We start from the raw sequence: 16,055 nt of genomic DNA on the forward strand, positions 1-16,055 counted from the left end.
GGGCCTGGTGAAGATCCTGCACACCTCGGACTGGCACGTCGGCAAGGTCCTCAAGGGGCGGTCGCGGGCCGAGGAGCACAAGTCGGTGCTGGCCGGCGTGATCGACATCGCCCGTGCGGAGCAGCCCGATCTCGTCATCGTCGCCGGCGACCTCTACGACACGGCCGCACCGACGCCGGAGGCCACCCGCCTGGTGACCCGGGCGCTGACCGCGCTGCGCCGCACCGGCGCGGACGTGGTCGCCATCGGCGGCAACCACGACAACGGCGCCGCGCTCGACGCGCTGCGTCCGTGGGCCGAGGCGGCCGGCATCACGCTGCGCGGCAGCGTCCGGGAGAACCCCGACGAGCACGTCATCGACGGCACCACCACCTCCGGGGATCGCTGGCGGCTGGCCGCGTTGCCGTTCCTCTCGCAGCGGTACGCGGTCCGCGCCGTCGAGATGTACGAACTCACCGCGGCCGAGGCCAACCAGACGTACGCCGACCACCTGCGCCGGGTGCTGGGCCGGCTCACCGAGAGCTTCACCGAGCCGGACCGGGTTCACCTGGTCACCGCGCACCTGACGGTCACCGGGGCCGCCGCCGGCGGTGGCGAGCGGGACGCGCACACCGTGCTCGGCTACGCGGTCCCCGCGACCGTCTTTCCGGCGACCGCGCACTACGTCGCGCTGGGGCACCTGCACCGCGCCCAGCGGATCGACGGTCCGTGCCCGGTCCGCTACTGCGGCAGCCCTCTCGCCGTGGACTTCGGCGAACAGGAGAACGTCCCCTCCGTGACGATCGTCGAGGTCACCGCCGGCACGGCCGCCCGGGTACGGGAGGTCCCCGTGACGGCGGCGGCGGCGCTGCGCACCGTGCGGGGCACCCTCGCCCAGCTCGCCGAGCTCGAGCAGCCGGACGCCTGGCTGCGGGTGTACGTACGCGAACAGCCCCGGGCCGGGCTGCGCGAGGAGGTGCAGGAGCTGCTGCCGCAGGCGCTGGAGATCCGCATCGACCCCGAGCTGGTGCCGGCGCCGGGCAGCGGCGCCCGGGTCGCCCAACGTTCCGGCCGCTCCCCACGGGAGTTGTTCGGCGACTACCTGAGCAGCCGCGGGCACGCCGACGACGGCGTTCAGGAGCTCTTCGACGAGCTACTCGAGGAGGTCGACCACTGATGCGACCGATCCGACTGGACATGGCGGGCTTCACCGTCTTCCGGGACGAGACCACCGTCGACTTCACCGACGCGGACTTCTTCGCGCTCGTCGGCCCGACCGGCTCCGGCAAGTCGACGGTGCTGGACGCGATCTGTTTCGCCCTATACGGCACCGTGCCGCGCTGGGGTGGCACGCGTGGCCTGGCCAACGCGCTCGCCCCGTCGACGGCCGAGGCCCGCGTACGCCTGGTGTTCGAGTCCGCCGGGGCCCGTTACGTGGCCACCCGCGTGGTGCGGCGGGACAGCCGGGGCAACGTGAAGACCGCGAACGCCGGGTTGCAGCTGATGCCACCCGGGTTCGACGTGACGAAGCTGGACACCGGGCTGGCCCCGGAGGACCTGGGCGAGGTCGTGGCCGGCACGCCGGCCGAGATGGACGACGCGGTGCTGGAAGCGGTCGGGCTGCCGTACGAGCAGTTCACCAGCTGCGTGGTGCTGCCGCAGGGGCAGTTCGCCGACTTCCTGCACGCCAGGCCGGCCACCCGCCAGCAGATCCTGGTCAACCTGCTCGACCTGGGCGTCTACGAGGCGGTGCAGAAACGCGCCACCGCCCGGGCCGCGCAGGCCGAGGCGAAGCTGGAGGCGGTCGACCAGCTGCTGGCCGGGCTCACCGACGTGGACGACGACACGCTCGGCCGGGCCACCGCCCAGGTCGACCGGATGCGCGAGCTGGCCGAGGCGGTGGCCGCGGCCGTACCCGAGTTGGAGGCGGCCCGGGCCTCGGCGCGGGAGGCGACGGCGGCGCTCGACGCGCTCGACGGCGAGCTGAGCGTGCTCGGCGCGGTCCGGGCACCGGACGGGGTGGCTGAGGTGGCCCGGGCGGTCACGGCCGCGCGCGCCGACGCCGAGGCGGCCGTCGACGCCGTGTCGCTCGCCGAGGAGCGCGAGGAGAAGCTCCGCGGGGAGCTGGCCGCCGCCGGTGACGAGAGCGCGCTGCGGGTGCGCCTGACCGCGTACGCGGAGCGGGAGAAGCTGACTGGGCAGGCCGAGACGGTACGCGCGGCGTTGGCCGCGGCCGACGCCGAGCATGACGCGGCCGTGCGGGCGCTGGCCGAGGCGCGGGCGGCGGCGGAACGGGCGGAGGAGGAGCTGGCCGCGGCGTTCCTGGCCCACGAGGAGGCGAAGGCCACCGACCAGGCGATGGCGTTGCGGGCGCACCTGGTCGGCGGGGCGTCCTGCCCGGTCTGTGAGCAGGTGGTCGCGGATGTGCCGGCGGTGCCCGCCGGTTCGGCGGTGGCCCGCGCGGTGGAGGCGGGCAAGGCGGCGCGGGCGGCGAGTGAGGCGGCGAAGCGGGTCGTGCAGGAGCGCGACGCGGCGGCACGCGAGCTGGATCGGGCGCTGGTACAGGCCCGGGCCGGGCAGGAGCACCTGGACGCCCGGCTCGCCGAACTGGACGGGCAGCTCGCCGGGGCCGCCAGCGCGGAGGCGCTGCGGGAGCAGCTGGCCGAGCACGCCCGGCTCCGGCGGGCGCTGGACGAGGCGGGCGCCGCGGTTCGGGCCGGGCGGGAGGCGGCTCGCCGGGCGCGTGGCGCCGTGGACTCGGCCGAGGAGCGGCTGCGGGCGGCCTGGCGACGTTTCGACGGCACACGGGACGGGCTGGCACGCTTCGGCCCGCCGGCCGCCGACCGGGACGACGTGGCCGGGGCGTGGGCGGTGCTGACCGAGTGGGCCGGCGCGGAGGCGCGGCGGCGTACGGCGGAGCGGGCGGGGCTGGCGGCGGCGGTCACCGAGGCGGAGGCGGCGGCGACCGCGGTGACTGAGCGGATCGACGGTGTGCTGGCCGGCGGCGGCCTGCCCGCCGCCGAAGATCCGGTTCGGGTCGCCGCGGTCGCCGTCGAGCGGGCCGAGGCGGACCGGCGCCGGTTGCTGGAGCGCCGCGAGCAGGCCGCTGAGCTGCGCGAGCAGCGGGCCGGACACGAGCGACAGGCTCAGGTCGCGCGGGCCCTCGCCGGGCACCTGCGGGCCAACAACTTCGAGCGGTGGCTGCTGGCCGAGGCGCTGGATCTGTTGGTCGACGGTGCGTCGGGGATCCTGCGGGAACTCTCCGGCGGCCAGTACGACCTGGTCCACGACAAGGGTGAGTTCTTCGTCGTCGACCACTACGACGCCGGGCTGCGCCGGGGCGTACGCACGCTCTCCGGCGGCGAGACGTTCCAGGCGTCACTGGCGTTGGCGCTGGCGCTCTCCGAGCAGCTCGCCGGCCTCTCCACCACTGCCGCGAGCCTGGAGTCGATCGTGCTGGACGAGGGCTTCGGCACTCTCGACGCGGCGACCCTCGACACGGTCGCCGCCACCTTGGAGAACCTGGCCGCCAAGGGCGACCGGATGGTCGGGGTGGTCACCCACGTGCCGGCGCTGGCCGAGCGGATACCGGTGCGGTTCGAGGTCCGCAAGGACGCCCGCTCCGCCCGGGTGGAACGGACCGGCCGGTGACCTCGCCCGGCGGTCGGTTCTACGTCGACACGTGGGACCCGTCGTACGGCGCTTCCTTCGAGGCCTCGGCGACGGGTCCGGCCGCACCGAGCAGTGCCCAGGTCGAGACGGACGCGGAGCTGCCGGCGGTGGACTGGCGGGCGATCGACGTCCGCGCCGGGGTACGCGCGCCCGACGTGGTGCTGCTCGTCGACGGGGTACGTCGCATCGATGCCAGCCTCTGGACGGCCGAGGCCGACGGTGGTTCCTTTCCGGGCGTGGCGGCGTCGTACGCGGCAGGTGTGGTCCGGTGCGACCTGGAGCGGGGGGCGGCGCAGCTGGCGGGTACCCGGGTCGGTCGGGGCCTGTTCACGGCGAGCCCGTCGGCGGAGGATGTGGTGGCCGGTTCGATCCGGTACGCGGTCCACCGGGTCAGCGGCACCGGGGAGCTGGCCAAGCTGCCGGCGGCCGTGCAGGCGCCGTTGACCGCGCTCGAGGTGGCGGTCTCCGACGCGGCCCGCAGCGACGGGGATCTGCTGGTGGTCGACGGGCCGCTGCGCAGCCGCCGTAACCTGCCGCGCACCCTCGGCTACATCAAGACGCAGCACAGCCAGTACCTCGACGCCCGGCTGACCGCGGTGGTGACCGGCCTGGCCGCCGGGCAGCGCTCGCCGGTGTTCCGCGTCGGCACCGCGTGGGGCGGTTGGTCCTGGTATCTGCGCCTGCCGGTCATGGCCGGCGCCCCGTGGGCGGGCATCGTCCGGGTGGAGTGCTCACCCGATCTCGAGATCTCCGAGGCGATCGAGCTGGCCGACCTCTCCCTGGTCACGCTCCCCCGGTTCGCCTCGACGCCCTACAAGGATCCACGGGCACCGCAGAACCTGATCCCGATCGCGGGGCTGGAGCGTCGACTCCGCGCGCTGCTCGGCGACGCTCGGCTGTTGCATCGGGCGCTCACCGCCGCGGCCCGCACCGGCGCCACCCGCCGCTGACCCGTGCCCGCGCGGCTCGCATCGCCGGTCCCAGCCACAAGGACACGACTCGAAGTCCTAGCCCGGAGGCCACGCGGCCGGCGGCGACACCGCCACCGACGGTAATCGACTCCCCGCCACCGGGCACCACTGCGGAGCGTAATCGACAGCGCGACCACGGAATCCGCTCGAATCGCCGCCGATCCAGCATCACCGCCACCACCTGCCGCTTTGTCCGACCTGCCGCACGGGGCACCGAGCCCGCACCCCGCCCTTTGCTCTGCACCCCAATACGCACCAGCTACATCTGGTAACCGGCGCGTATCGGGGTGCAGAGCAAAGGATGCGCTGAGGGTCGGCCGGCAGAGTTCATCACTCTCCGTAGAGTCAGGCGCCAGTCAGCCGACTCGTGCGCGCCGTCGCGAGGAGGCGTCGTGGCAGGCGCCCCGACCACCGACGAGATGTGCCACGTCCGGCGAACGGCCCCGGCACGGTCCGCACGGAAGACGTCGCGGTCCCGGCCGGAGGCACCCGGCGGCAATCGAGGGCAGGAGGCGGCAGGGATACTGGTGCGGTGGGGCGAAAGCGGGCCGACGGCCGGGTGATCGAGCAGGTGCAGACCGGCCGGGCGGAGCTGGTCCCGGACCGGGACCGCGCCGGCTCGTGGACCCTACTGCTGGACGGGGCCCCGCAGTCACACGTCGACCTGACCGACCCCACCCACCTGGAGTTCGAGTACGTCCGCCGCCTGGCCACCGCCATCGACCTGGTGGCACCCGCCGGCGCCCCGCTGCGGATGCTCCACCTCGGCGGAGGGGCGCTCAGCCTCCCCCGGTACGTGTCCACGACCCGTCCGGGTTCGACGCAGCGGGTGGCCGAGGTGGACGGCCCTCTGGTGGAGCTGGTCCGCCGGGTGCTGCCTCTACCACCTGATCCCCGGCTGCGGGTGCGGGTGGCCGACGCGCGGGAGGTGCTCGCCGGCAGCCGGGACGGCAGCTACGACGTGATCGTCGCCGACGTCTTCGCGGGTGCCCGCACCCCGGCGCACCTGACGTCCGTCGAGTACGCGGCCGAGGTCGCCCGGGTGCTCGCGCCGGGCGGCTGGTACCTGGCCAACCTGGCCGACGGTCCGCCCCTGCGGCACGCCCGCCGGCAGGTCGCAACGGTCCGCTCGGTGCTTCCGCGGGCCGCCCTGATCGGTGACGCCGCGGTGCTGCGGGGCCGCCGGTACGGCAACCTGGTGCTGATTGCCGGGCGCATCGAGCCACCGGTGCCGGAGCTGACCCGCCGGGCCGCCGGCGACTGGTTCCCGGGGCGCGTCGTCGCCGGTGACGACCTCGACCGGTTCGCCGGCGGGGCGGCCATCGTCCGTGACGCCGACGCCACCGATTCAACCCCGCCACCAGCGGGCCTCTTCTCCACCGGCAGCTGACCAGCGAGGTCGCGGCCTCCGTGGCGCCCGGACGCTCCACGCCGGACGTTCGTCGGTGGAAATACTTCGTCCGTCATTGATCCGCTCGGGTCGCCGGCTAGCACCGGGCGCGCCGGAGGAACGAGGAGGGCACGTGGCGCACGAGAAGCGGACTCTCGTCGGGAGCGCGAGGCTGCGCAGTGAGGCGGCGCCGGTGCGCGGTCAGCGGGCGGCGTCGACGTTGCGCGGTGCCGGCACCGGCGCCGCCTCCGCGAGGCCGTCGTGCCGGTCGGCCACGACCTCGCCACCCTCCAGGTAGCCGTCGTAGCGGGCGAACGACTTGGTCAGTAGCCACAGCTTGTAGATGAGAGCGAACTCGAAGACCAGAAGGAGGACGCCCGCGACGATCGAGACGGGAAGCACGGCCCCGGTGAGGGGCCCGATGATGAAGACCGCCATCTGGAACTCGATGCCACTCATCAGGTGCACCCGGACGCGGGCGCGGATGAGCAGGTCGCGCAGGCGGGCGAAGCCGGAGAAGCGGCTGCGGAAGTCGCGCTCCAGGGCCATGTCGGGGCGCTGGATGACGGCGGCGGTGCTGGGGTGGGCCTTATCCAGCGTCTCCTCGTCGTACTCCGCCGCGAACATCGCCGTCAGGTCGGGCGCGGCCTCGATCCGCTCCGCGAGGCTGCGGCGCATCTCGGTCTTGACCTTCGACAGCTGCAGCGCGTTGAGGTAGCGGAACATGTCCAGGAAGACGATGCCGCCGCCCACGACCAGGAAGGTGGCGTCACCGGTCCGCTCGTACTGGCCGCCCATCAAAGCGACGGTGCAGATCAGCACCCGTACGCGGTCGAGGATGTAGTCGAGCCAGGCTCCGAAGAGCGAGCCGGTGCCGTTGAGCCGGGCGACCTTGCCGTCCATGCAGTCGACCACGAAGCTCAGGTGGAAGATCAACGCTCCCACTATCAGCCAGCCGGGGGTCGCCGCGGCGAACGCGGCCGCCGCACCGAGGCCGAGCACGAGCGCGGCGACGGTGAGCCGGTTGGGAGTCACCGACGGGAACCGGGCGACGAGCCAGACCAGCCGGGACGCGAGCGGGTCGACGAGGAAGACCGTCCACCATGAATCGCGCGCCTTGTACGTCCTGGCCCGCACCTCTGCGACAGTCAACCCGCCACCCATGGCCCCGCCTCCGTCCCCGTGCCGGCCAAAATTCAGCAGCAGGTTACCGCAGATACTCCTGAGCGCTAACACACGATCACCCCGGATGACAGTTGGGCGGATTGACCGGTGTCGCCGCCTTCGCTCCGGTCCGTGTACATCCCGACGGGCACCCGGGGACCTACCCGTTGGCCGATGTACCGGCAGTTCACGAGGTGTTAGCGTTCGGTTCGTCGGCACCGACCGCCGGGTGCAACCGTGGGCTCGGCGGCTTTTGTGTCTCTGACTCTGGTCCCGACGCAGGACGATCCGCGACGCCGTCGAGGGCCGTCGCATGTCAAGTGGAGAGTATGGCGTAATGGGCAATTTCGGGCGCGTGGGGGCAACGGGGACGGGGTGCCACCTCAGAATGTGGCAGCGTTCCTCGAGGCGCACGGAGGCCGGGGCGTGACCGGCGGGGCGCTGCTCAGCGTCGTCGTACCCGCCCACGACGTCGACGCGTTCCTCGCTGACTGTCTCAACTCGATCGCCGGGCAGACGTACCGCAATCTCGAGGTGATCGTCGTCGACGACGGTTCGGTCGACCGGACGGGCGTGATCGCGGCGGACTTCGCGGCCCGCGATTCCCGGTTCCGCGTCATCCGGCAAGAGGAGGCCGGGCCCGGGAGCGCCCGGAACACCGGGATCCGGGCCGCCACCGGCACGTACCTCGCCTTCGTCGACGGCGACGACGTGCTCCCTCCGTACGCGTACACCCTCGCGATCGCCTGCCTGGAACGCACCGGTTCCGACTTCGTCTGCGGCGACGTACGGCAGTTCACCTCTCGGGGCGCCACCCGGTCACCGATGCACGCCAAGATCTTCCCCGAGACCAAGCTGCGCACGCACGTCTCGAAGCACCGGGCCCTGCTCAAGGACCGGACGGTCTGGAACAAGGTCTACCGGCGACGCTTCTGGGACGAGCACGGCCTGGTCTTCCCCGAGGGCGTGGTCTTCGAGGACGTGCCGGTGGCGGTGCTCGCACACGCCATGGCCTCCACGGTCGACGTGCTCAACGTCCCCGTCTACTACTGGCGCCGCCGCGAGGCCGGCGAGGCGTCGATCACCCAGCGGACGACCGACTGGACGACCGTGGCGGACCGGTTGAGCGCCGTCGACCGGGTCAGCCGGTTCCTCGCCGACCACGGCCAGAAGGGGATCAAGCGCTCGTACGACGCAAACGCCCTGGTCGACGACCTGGCGCTGGTGCTGCGCGCGCTGCCCGACGCCGACGACGCGTTCCGTCAGGCCTTCCTCGACCGCGCCAACGACTTCCTGGACCGCGTCGACCCGGCGGTGCTGAAGAGCCTGCCCGCGAAGTACCGGGTGCAGTGGCACCTGGTGCGCAAGCGGATGATGCCGGAGCTGGTCGAAGTGGTCCTGGCCACCCGTGGCGGCATGCCGGCGCCCGTGACGGTACGCGGGCTCCGCCGCTACGCGGTGCTTCCGTTCCTCGACGACCCGAAGGTCGGCGTGCCCCGCACGCTCTACCAGCTGCCCGACGCGCACGCACGCGGCAAGCTGCACGACATCACCTGGCGCGATGGCCGGATCCTGCTGCGCGGGCACGCGTACGTCGACGGTGTCAGCTCGGCGCGGCCGTGGAGTTCGGGCCGGCTGCTCTGGCTCCGGGAGGAGCGGAGCCGGCGCGCGGTCATGTTGCGCGCCCGCCCGCGACGGTGCCCCGACGCCACGGTCGACTCCAAGCACGGCGACTGCAGCTACGACTGGTCCGGGTTCGAGTCGGCGTTCGACCCGGCGGTCCTCAAGAAGGACGGCGCCTGGGTCGAAGGGAGCTGGCGCCTCGCGGCCGGTGTCATCGGCCGCACCGGCCTCCGCAAGACCCAGGTCAAGCTGGATGTGGAGCCCGTCTCGGCGTGGCTCACCCCGCACTACGTCGACGACAACGTGCGGATCGTGCCGATGGCCACCGGCAAGGGGGTCTCGCTGCGCGTCGAGAAGGTGCGGGCCCGCGTCACCGCCTGCGCCATCCGCGACGAGGCGCTGGAGATCAGCGGCGAGATCCTGGGCCCGTCCCCGGTGGCGGGCCGCGTCCGCCTGAGCCGCGCCCCGGGGGTGCCCGAGCACTGGGTGCCGGCCACCTTTGGCGACCAGTCCGGCGGGTGGACGTCGTTCCGGGCCGTCGTACCCCTGACGGACCTGTTCCCGGACGCCACCGGCCGCGCCTGGACGCCACCGCCCGGCGCCATGATGGACCGCTGGCGCGTCGAGATCGCCCTCTACAGCGGGGGCAAGCAGGTCGTCCATCTCATCGCGCCGGAGGACCTGCCCCAGGCCCGGACGCGTTACCGGGGGCGCGACGTGTACATCCGCACGACCGCGGCCGGCTACGTGTGGCTGTGCGCCCGGGCGACCGCCCCGGTCGTCACCGACGTCACCTTCACCGACGACGGGGTCCTCGTGCTGACCGGCGACCACGACGGATCGCGGGGCGAGCCGGAGATGATGCTCCGGCTGCGCGGCACCGGCGAACGCTGCCGAATCCCGGTCACCTGGCAGGGCGACACCTGGCGGGCGGAGTTCGCGCCGAGGGCCCTGCCACTGTTCGGTGGCCGGGTCGAGCTGCGGCCGGGCATGTGGGACGTGCTGTGCCAGCTCGACGGCGACGAGTCCCCCGCCCTCACCAACCTGACCTTCGCCCAGTCGGTGCTCCGCCGGCTGCCGGTCACCGCAGACATCGATGGGCGACGCTTCGCCGTCGAGGCCACCGGGGCCGAGAGCGGCGCCCTCGACGCCGGCTCGATGCTGCTCCCTGAGGAGCAGGGCGCCTTCCACCGCAAGCGGCTCCGGGAGCACTATCAGGCCACCCGGGTCCTCCCGAGGCGGGACGCGGTGCTGTTCGACAGTTTCAGCGGTCGGCAGTACTCGGACAGCCCGCGGGCGGTCCACGAGGAGATGATCGCGCGCGGGCTGGGCCCGGCCGAGCACCTCTGGGTCGTGCGCGACGGTCAGGTCAGCCTGCCGCCGACCGCCCGCGCCGTCCGGCACGGCGGGCGGGACTGGTACGAGGCGTTGGCGTCCTGCCGCTACATCGTCACCAACACCCACCTGCCCGACTGGTTCGAGCGCGCGCCCGGGCAGACCGTCGCGCAGTTGTGGCACGGCACCCCGCTCAAGCGCATCGGGTTCGACGTGACCGAGGTGCGGCACGCCGACCGCGACTACCTGAGCCGAGTGGCGAAGGAGGTGCCCAACTGGTCCTTCCTTGTCTCGCCCAACCGGTTCAGCACACCGATCCTGCGCCGGGCCTTCCGTTTCGACGGCGAAATCCTCGAATCGGGCTACCCCCGCAACGACGTCCTCTACCGCGACCAGGAGTCCGTGGCCGCGCGGGTACGGCAGCGGCTGGGGCTGCCGGCGGACAAGAAGGTGGTCCTCTACGCGCCCACCTGGCGTGACGACGAGTTCCACAGCATGGGTCGCTACAAGATGACGATGCTGCTCGACCTGGCCGACGCCCGACGGCAACTGGGCGACGACCACGTCCTGCTCGTGCGGCGCCACCCCAACGTGGTCGACGAGATCCCGGGCACCGGCGACGGCTTCGTCTGGGACGTGTCCCGCTACCCCGACGTCGCGGACCTGCTGGCCGTCACCGACATCCTCGTCACCGACTACTCGTCGCTGATGTTCGACTACGCCAACACCGGGCGGCCGATCCTGTTCTTCACCTATGATCTGGAGCACTACCGGGACAAGCTGCGCGGCTTCTACTTCGACTTCGAGTCGGAGGCGCCCGGGCCGCTGCTCGCCACCTCCGCCGAGGTGGTCCACGCGATCCGGTTCGCCGAATCGAACGCCTACGACTATCGCCAGCGGTATGCGGCCTTCGTCGAGCGATTCTGCGACCTCGACGACGGCAAGGCGAGCACCCGTGTCATCGAACGGCTGTTGAGCTGACCGGTCCGACGTGTAGGCGGCCGGTCGGGCGGACCCACGCACGGGACGCCCGGCCGGAGCGCGGCGACCCGGCGACGAGGTGTCGCCGGTCGCCACCGGCCCGGGCGGTGCTCCGGGCCGGCTTCGCCTGTGCCAGGGTGGGCGGGTGACCGTGACCAGCAACGAGCCGAGGGCACGTCGGCTGCTGCGCCCGCCGGCCGGCTACCGGCTCGCGGCGTCCGTCCGGGCACTGACCTTCAGCCCGTACGACCCGTGCGCCCGGATCGCGGCGGGCACGTTCTGGTGGGCCACCCGCACCCCCGAGGGGCCGGCCACCCTCGCCCTGCGCCCCGAGGCCGGCGAACTGCTGGCCGAGGGGCACGGGCCGGGCGCCGAGTGGGTGGTGGAGCGGGCCGACGCGATCGCGGGCCTCCGCGACGACCTGGCCGGTTTCGCCGAACTCGCGGCGGCGCATCCGCTGGTGGCCCGGCTCGCCCGGGAACACCGGGGACTGCGGATGCCCGCCACCGGGCTGGTCTTCCCCCGGGTGCTCCGCGCGGTGTTCGAGCAGAAGGTCACCGGCAAGGAGGCCTACCGCGCCTACTCCGCGACGGTCCGCCACTTCCGCGAACCCGCACCCGGACCGATGCCACTGCTGCTGCCGCCGGAGCCGGCCGCGATCGCCGCCACCCCGTACTGGGTCTTCCACCCGTTCGGCGTCGAGCAGCGCCGGGCCGAGACGCTGCGCCGCGCCGCCGCCGTCGCGGACCGGTTGGAGCGGTGCGTGGACTCCGTCGAGGCGACCCGCCGGTTGACCGCCGTGACCGGGATCGGTGCGTGGACCGCGGCCGAGGTGGTTCGGGTGGCGTACGGCGACCCGGACGCGGTCAGCGTCGGTGACTATCACGTGCCGAACACCGTCGCGTGGGCCCTCGCCGGTGAGCCCCGAGCCGACGACGCACGGATGCTCGCTCTGCTGGAGCCGTTCCGCGGTCACCGGGGGCGGGTGTGCGTACTGCTGGAGGCGGCCGGCATCCAGGCGCCGAAATACGGCCCGAGGGCGCCGATCCGCTCGTTCGCCCGCTTCTGATCGCCGCTAGCCGCCGCCACCGCCGGACTCCGCGCGCACCCGCCGGAGGCGGCTCGGTCGGGTGCGGCGGTAGGGCGGGCCGCCTCAGGCGGCCTCGCGGAGATCGGCGAGGGTGAGGGGCGTACGCCGACGCAGCAACTCCTCCAACTCGCTGATCGAGCCGACCTCGCCGAGCACGTTCTTGCCACCGCCGAACTGACGCGGGTAGCGGTGCACCAGCCGGTAGCGGTAGCGGCCGCGAATCAGCTCGACACTGACCCGGTACCGCCCGCAGCAGGCGCAACTCCACTCCGGCACCCCGCGAAAGTAGCTCTGACCTGCGGTTTTGTGATTCGCCCGCGGTGTGACGAGGGGGACGGCGGCGGACACCACACGCACCGCCCGGCGGTGATGTGCCTCACGGTTGTCGGTGCCGTCTGGTTGACTGGTCGCCGTGGAGCTGCCCATCAACCCGCCGGTCGAGCCGATGCTCGCCAAGAGCGTCCCGCGGATCCCCACCGCGCCCGGGATGACGTACGAGCCGAAGTGGGACGGCTTCCGGTGCATCATCTTCCGGGATGGCGACGAGGTGGAGTTGTCCAGCCGGGGCGGCAAGTCGATGACCCGCTACTTCCCGGAGGTCGTCGAGCAGGCCCGACGGCAGCTGCCGGAGCGCTGCGCCGTCGACGGCGAACTCATCGTGATCCGCCGGGACGGCCCGGGTGGGCAGCCGAGGCTCGACTTCGAGCTGCTGGGCCAGCGCATCCATCCGGCCGCGTCCCGGGTGAAGCTGCTCGCCGAGACGACCCCGGCCGACTTCGTCGCGTTCGACCTGCTGGCGATCGGCGACGAGGCGCTGCTCGACCAGCCCTACCCCCGGCGTCGGGCCCGGCTGGAGGCGGCGCTGGCCGACGTGCGCCCGCCGGTGCACGTCACCCAGGTCACCACCGACCCGGACACGGCACACCGCTGGTTCGACGTCTTCGAGGGCGCCGGGCTGGACGGGCTGATCGTCAAGCCGGCCGACCTGCCGTACGAGCCGGGCAAGCGACTGATGTTCAAGGTCAAGCACGCGCGCACCGCCGACGTGGTGGTGGCCGGCTTCCGCTGGCACAAGTCCGGCCCGGTGGTGGGCTCACTGCTGCTCGGCCTCTACGACGACGGCGTGCTGCACCACGTCGGGGTCAGCGCGTCCTTCACCATGGCCCGCCGCAAGGAGCTGCTCGACGAGTTGGCGCCCTACCGGGACACCGGCGGCGAGCACCCGTGGGTGCACGGCGACCACGAGCGCGGGCAGCGTATCCCCGGCGGGGTGAGCCGGTGGACCGGCACCAAGAACCTCGAGTGGGAGCCGCTCCGGCCGGAGCTGGTGCTCGAGGTCGGCTACGACGCGATGGAGGGCGACCGGTTCCGGCACACCGCCCAGTTCGTCCGCTGGCGGCCCGACCGCGATCCCCGGTCCTGCCGCTACGACCAGCTCGACCGCCCGGTGCGGTTCGACGTCGACCAGGTGCTCCGCGGCGACCCGACGGCCACCGCGACGCCGGCCACCTCCGGCCCGGCGTAGCCTGGCCGCGAGACGATCACGGAGGGCCGACTCGTGTACCGCACCACCGACCGGCTCCGCCGGGTCCGCCTGGTTCTCGCCGGACTCGCCGCCGTCGTACTGCTCACCGCCGGCTGCACGCTGCCGACGTTCGCGCCGCGCGTCGAGTCCGCGGGGGAGCCCTCCGGCGCGGTCGCTGCGCCCGGCACCGCGCCGACCTGGCGGGCCTGTCCGGAGGTCGCCGATCAGCTCGTCGGGCGCGGCGCGCCCGACATGCGCTACGAGTGCACCCGGATCGCGGTGCCGCGCAACTGGGGCACCCGCGGCGGCGCCACCGCGGGCCCGGGCACCGGCGAGACGTTCGAGATCGCCCTGCTGCGCGCCCGCTCGAGCAAACAGCGCGACCGGATCGGCTCGCTGGTCATCAACCCGGGTGGCCCGGGCGGGTCCGGGGTCGACACCGCCGTCTTCCTGTCCTTCGGACCGGCGTTCGGCGGGCTGCCCTCGGCGGTGACCGAGCGTTTCGACATCGTCGGTTTCGACCCGCGTGGGGTTCAGCGTTCCAGCCCGGTCGAGTGCATCTCCGACGGTGACCTCGATGCGAGCTTCGGCTACGACCCCGACCCGCGCGCCCAGGAGTCGTTCGAAGGCTTCGTGACGCTGAACCAGAAGATCGGTCAGGGCTGCGGCGCGAAGTACGGCGACCAGTTGCCGCTCTACGGCACCGAGCAGGCGGCCCGTGACATGGACGCGGTGCGGGCCGCGGTCGGCGACGACAAGCTCACCTACCTCGGCTACTCGTACGGCACCCTGCTCGGCGCCACGTACGCCCAACTCTTTCCGCAACGCGTGCGGGCGCTGGTGCTCGACGGGGCGGTCGACCCGAGGCAGGGTCTGGTGGCCGGCTCGGAGAGCCAGGCGAAAGGCTTCGAGCGGGCGTTCACGAACTTCACCCGGTGGTGCGCGGCGAACGCCGGGCGCTGCCCGATCGCCCCGGATGCCCGGGCGGCCGTGACCTCCGCGATCGACAAGGCGCGGGTCTCGCCGGTGCGTGGCGCCGACGGGCGGGAGGCGACCGCGGGTTGGGTCTTCTACGCGGTCATCTCCTCCCTCTACACCGAACAGGGCTGGCAGGAGCTGGCCCGCGCCATCGACCGGCTCGAGGGCGGTGATCCGAAGGACGTGTTCCGCCTGGCCGACTCGTACGCCGGCCGCGACAGCGACGGTCACTACTCGAACCTGTTCGACGCCAACCTGGCGGTCAACTGCGCCGACGAGGACGAGAAGCCGAGCGTGACGCAGATCCGCCAGTTGCAGTCGCAGTGGCGGGAGAAGTACCCGCTGTTCGGGCCGGCGCTGGCGGTGGGCCTGCTCGGCTGCGCCGAGTGGCCGGGCGGGCGGGACCCGTACCCGACCGGTGCGGCCACCGGGGCGCCGCCGATCGTGGTGGTGGGCACCACGGGCGATCCCGCCACCCCCTATGAGCAGACCGGTGCGCTCGCCTCGATGCTCGGGGTCGGCCGGGTGCTGACCTGGGAGGGTGAGGGGCACACGGCCTACCCGCAGACGCCCTGCATCACCGACGCGGTGGACGGCTACCTGATCGACCTGGCGGTGCCCCGCGAAGGGCTGCGCTGCCCGGCCCGCTGACCCGACGGCGCGACGGCGCGACGGCGCGACGGCGCGACGGGACATGGTCCAGATGTCCGGGGCGTTCGACTGCAGCCACCATCGCGCATCTCAGGTTGATCATGTGTGACGGGGTGGGGTGGCCGGGCGGCCCGCCCGGAGTGAGCCATGATCGCCGTGCGAGGCTCACCGCATGGCTGACGTGATCTTCCGGGAGGCGGCACAGGCCGACCTGCCCGCCGTGCTCGCCCTGCTCTCCGACGACGTGCTCGGCAAGGCGCGCGACTTCGTCGAGGTCGACGCCGCATACGAGAAGGCGTTCGCCGACATCACGGCCGACCGACGGAACCAGTTCATCGTCGCGGACGCCGACGGCGAACTGGTCGGCTGCTTCCAGGTCACCTACATTCCGGGCCTCAGCCGGCACGGTGCCGAGCGGGCACTGATCGAGGCGGTACGGATCCGTTCCGACCAGCGCGGCCAGGGGCTGGGCCGGCGGATGATGACCTGGGCGATCGACCAGGCTCGGGAGCGTGGCTGCGCCTTGATGCAGCTCACCACCGACAAGTCCCGCCACGACGCGCACCGCTTCTACCTGAACCTCGGGTTCGTCGCGAGCCACGAGGGCATGAAGCTGGCCCTCTGAGCGCGCCCGCAAGGCCACCACGTGGCCGAGCGCTTCGCACACGGCGTGGTTGTGGTGCCCGCACCAGCCCG

At 73.0% G+C, this 16,055-nt stretch carries 11 protein-coding genes; 9 read left to right on the plus strand and 2 right to left on the minus strand.

Annotated elements, in window-relative coordinates:
• Positions 1 to 7: 7 nt before the first annotated feature.
• From AB0F98_RS01910 to AB0F98_RS01925, 4 genes are all read left to right on the plus strand, one after another.
• On the plus strand, positions 8 to 1,156 hold the full coding sequence (locus AB0F98_RS01910) for an exonuclease SbcCD subunit D (protein WP_357727160.1): 1,149 nt from the start codon (positions 8 to 10) through the stop codon (positions 1,154 to 1,156).
• Positions 1,156 to 3,630 carry an SMC family ATPase gene (locus AB0F98_RS01915; RefSeq protein WP_357727163.1) on the plus strand — a complete coding sequence of 825 codons (2,475 nt, stop codon included), beginning with the start codon at positions 1,156 to 1,158 and terminating at the stop codon, positions 3,628 to 3,630. The genes AB0F98_RS01910 and AB0F98_RS01915 overlap by 1 nt, the downstream gene beginning before the upstream one ends.
• Positions 3,627 to 4,601, plus strand: a complete 975-nt coding sequence (locus tag AB0F98_RS01920) for a hypothetical protein (RefSeq protein WP_357727166.1) — start codon at positions 3,627 to 3,629, stop codon at positions 4,599 to 4,601. Before AB0F98_RS01915 ends, AB0F98_RS01920 begins: the two co-directional genes overlap by 4 nt.
• 553 nt (positions 4,602 to 5,154) lie before the next feature.
• Entirely contained in the window at positions 5,155 to 6,012 is an 858-nt protein-coding gene (locus AB0F98_RS01925; protein WP_357727169.1) for a fused MFS/spermidine synthase, read from the plus strand.
• 201 nt (positions 6,013 to 6,213) lie between these two features.
• On the opposite strand, the gene AB0F98_RS01930 is transcribed toward AB0F98_RS01925, so the two are convergent.
• The gene (locus AB0F98_RS01930; protein ID WP_357727172.1) at positions 6,214 to 7,164 is read right to left on the minus strand and encodes a CDP-alcohol phosphatidyltransferase family protein; all 951 of its coding nucleotides are present in this window, start codon (positions 7,162 to 7,164) and stop codon (positions 6,214 to 6,216) included.
• A 438-nt stretch (positions 7,165 to 7,602) separates the two neighbouring features.
• Here AB0F98_RS01930 and AB0F98_RS01935 point away from each other — a divergent pair, with 438 nt between their 5' ends.
• Both AB0F98_RS01935 and AB0F98_RS01940 read left to right on the plus strand, forming a co-directional pair.
• A complete protein-coding gene (locus AB0F98_RS01935; RefSeq protein ID WP_357727175.1) occupies positions 7,603 to 11,115 on the plus strand; it encodes a CDP-glycerol glycerophosphotransferase family protein in 3,513 nt (1,170 codons plus the stop codon).
• Positions 11,116 to 11,266: 151 nt separating this feature from the next.
• Positions 11,267 to 12,184 carry a DNA-3-methyladenine glycosylase 2 family protein gene (locus AB0F98_RS01940; RefSeq protein ID WP_357728990.1) on the plus strand — a complete coding sequence of 306 codons (918 nt, stop codon included), beginning with the start codon at positions 11,267 to 11,269 and terminating at the stop codon, positions 12,182 to 12,184.
• Positions 12,185 to 12,268: 84 nt separating this feature from the next.
• On the opposite strand, the gene AB0F98_RS01945 is transcribed toward AB0F98_RS01940, so the two are convergent.
• On the minus strand, positions 12,269 to 12,481 hold the full coding sequence (locus AB0F98_RS01945; protein WP_357727178.1) for a hypothetical protein: 213 nt from the start codon (positions 12,479 to 12,481) through the stop codon (positions 12,269 to 12,271).
• A 136-nt stretch (positions 12,482 to 12,617) separates the two neighbouring features.
• Between AB0F98_RS01945 and AB0F98_RS01950 the strand changes: the two genes are divergently transcribed.
• The 3 genes from AB0F98_RS01950 (at position 12,618) to AB0F98_RS01960 (ending at position 15,984) form a co-directional block, all read left to right on the plus strand.
• Positions 12,618 to 13,730: an ATP-dependent DNA ligase gene (locus AB0F98_RS01950; RefSeq protein ID WP_357727181.1), complete on the plus strand. Its 1,113-nt coding sequence runs from the start codon at positions 12,618 to 12,620 to the stop codon at positions 13,728 to 13,730.
• A 69-nt stretch (positions 13,731 to 13,799) separates the two neighbouring features.
• A complete protein-coding gene (locus AB0F98_RS01955) occupies positions 13,800 to 15,359 on the plus strand; it encodes an alpha/beta hydrolase (protein WP_357728993.1) in 1,560 nt (519 codons plus the stop codon).
• Between the two features lie 172 nt (positions 15,360 to 15,531).
• The gene (locus AB0F98_RS01960; RefSeq protein ID WP_357727184.1) at positions 15,532 to 15,984 is read left to right on the plus strand and encodes a GNAT family N-acetyltransferase; all 453 of its coding nucleotides are present in this window, start codon (positions 15,532 to 15,534) and stop codon (positions 15,982 to 15,984) included.
• Positions 15,985 to 16,055: the final 71 nt, after the last annotated feature.

The organism is Micromonospora sp. NPDC023737 (genome assembly GCF_040639715.1).
Classification (GTDB): Bacteria; Actinomycetota; Actinomycetes; order Mycobacteriales; family Micromonosporaceae; genus Micromonospora.

Bases quoted from the DNA above. Each gene is read 5' to 3' on its own strand.
- AB0F98_RS01915 (WP_357727163.1), top strand. From the start codon at position 1,156: ATGCGACCGATCCGACTGGACATGGCGGGCTTCACCGTCTTCCGGGAC.
- AB0F98_RS01960 (WP_357727184.1), top strand. From the start codon at position 15,532: ATGGCTGACGTGATCTTCCGGGAGGCGGCACAGGCCGACCTGCCCGCC.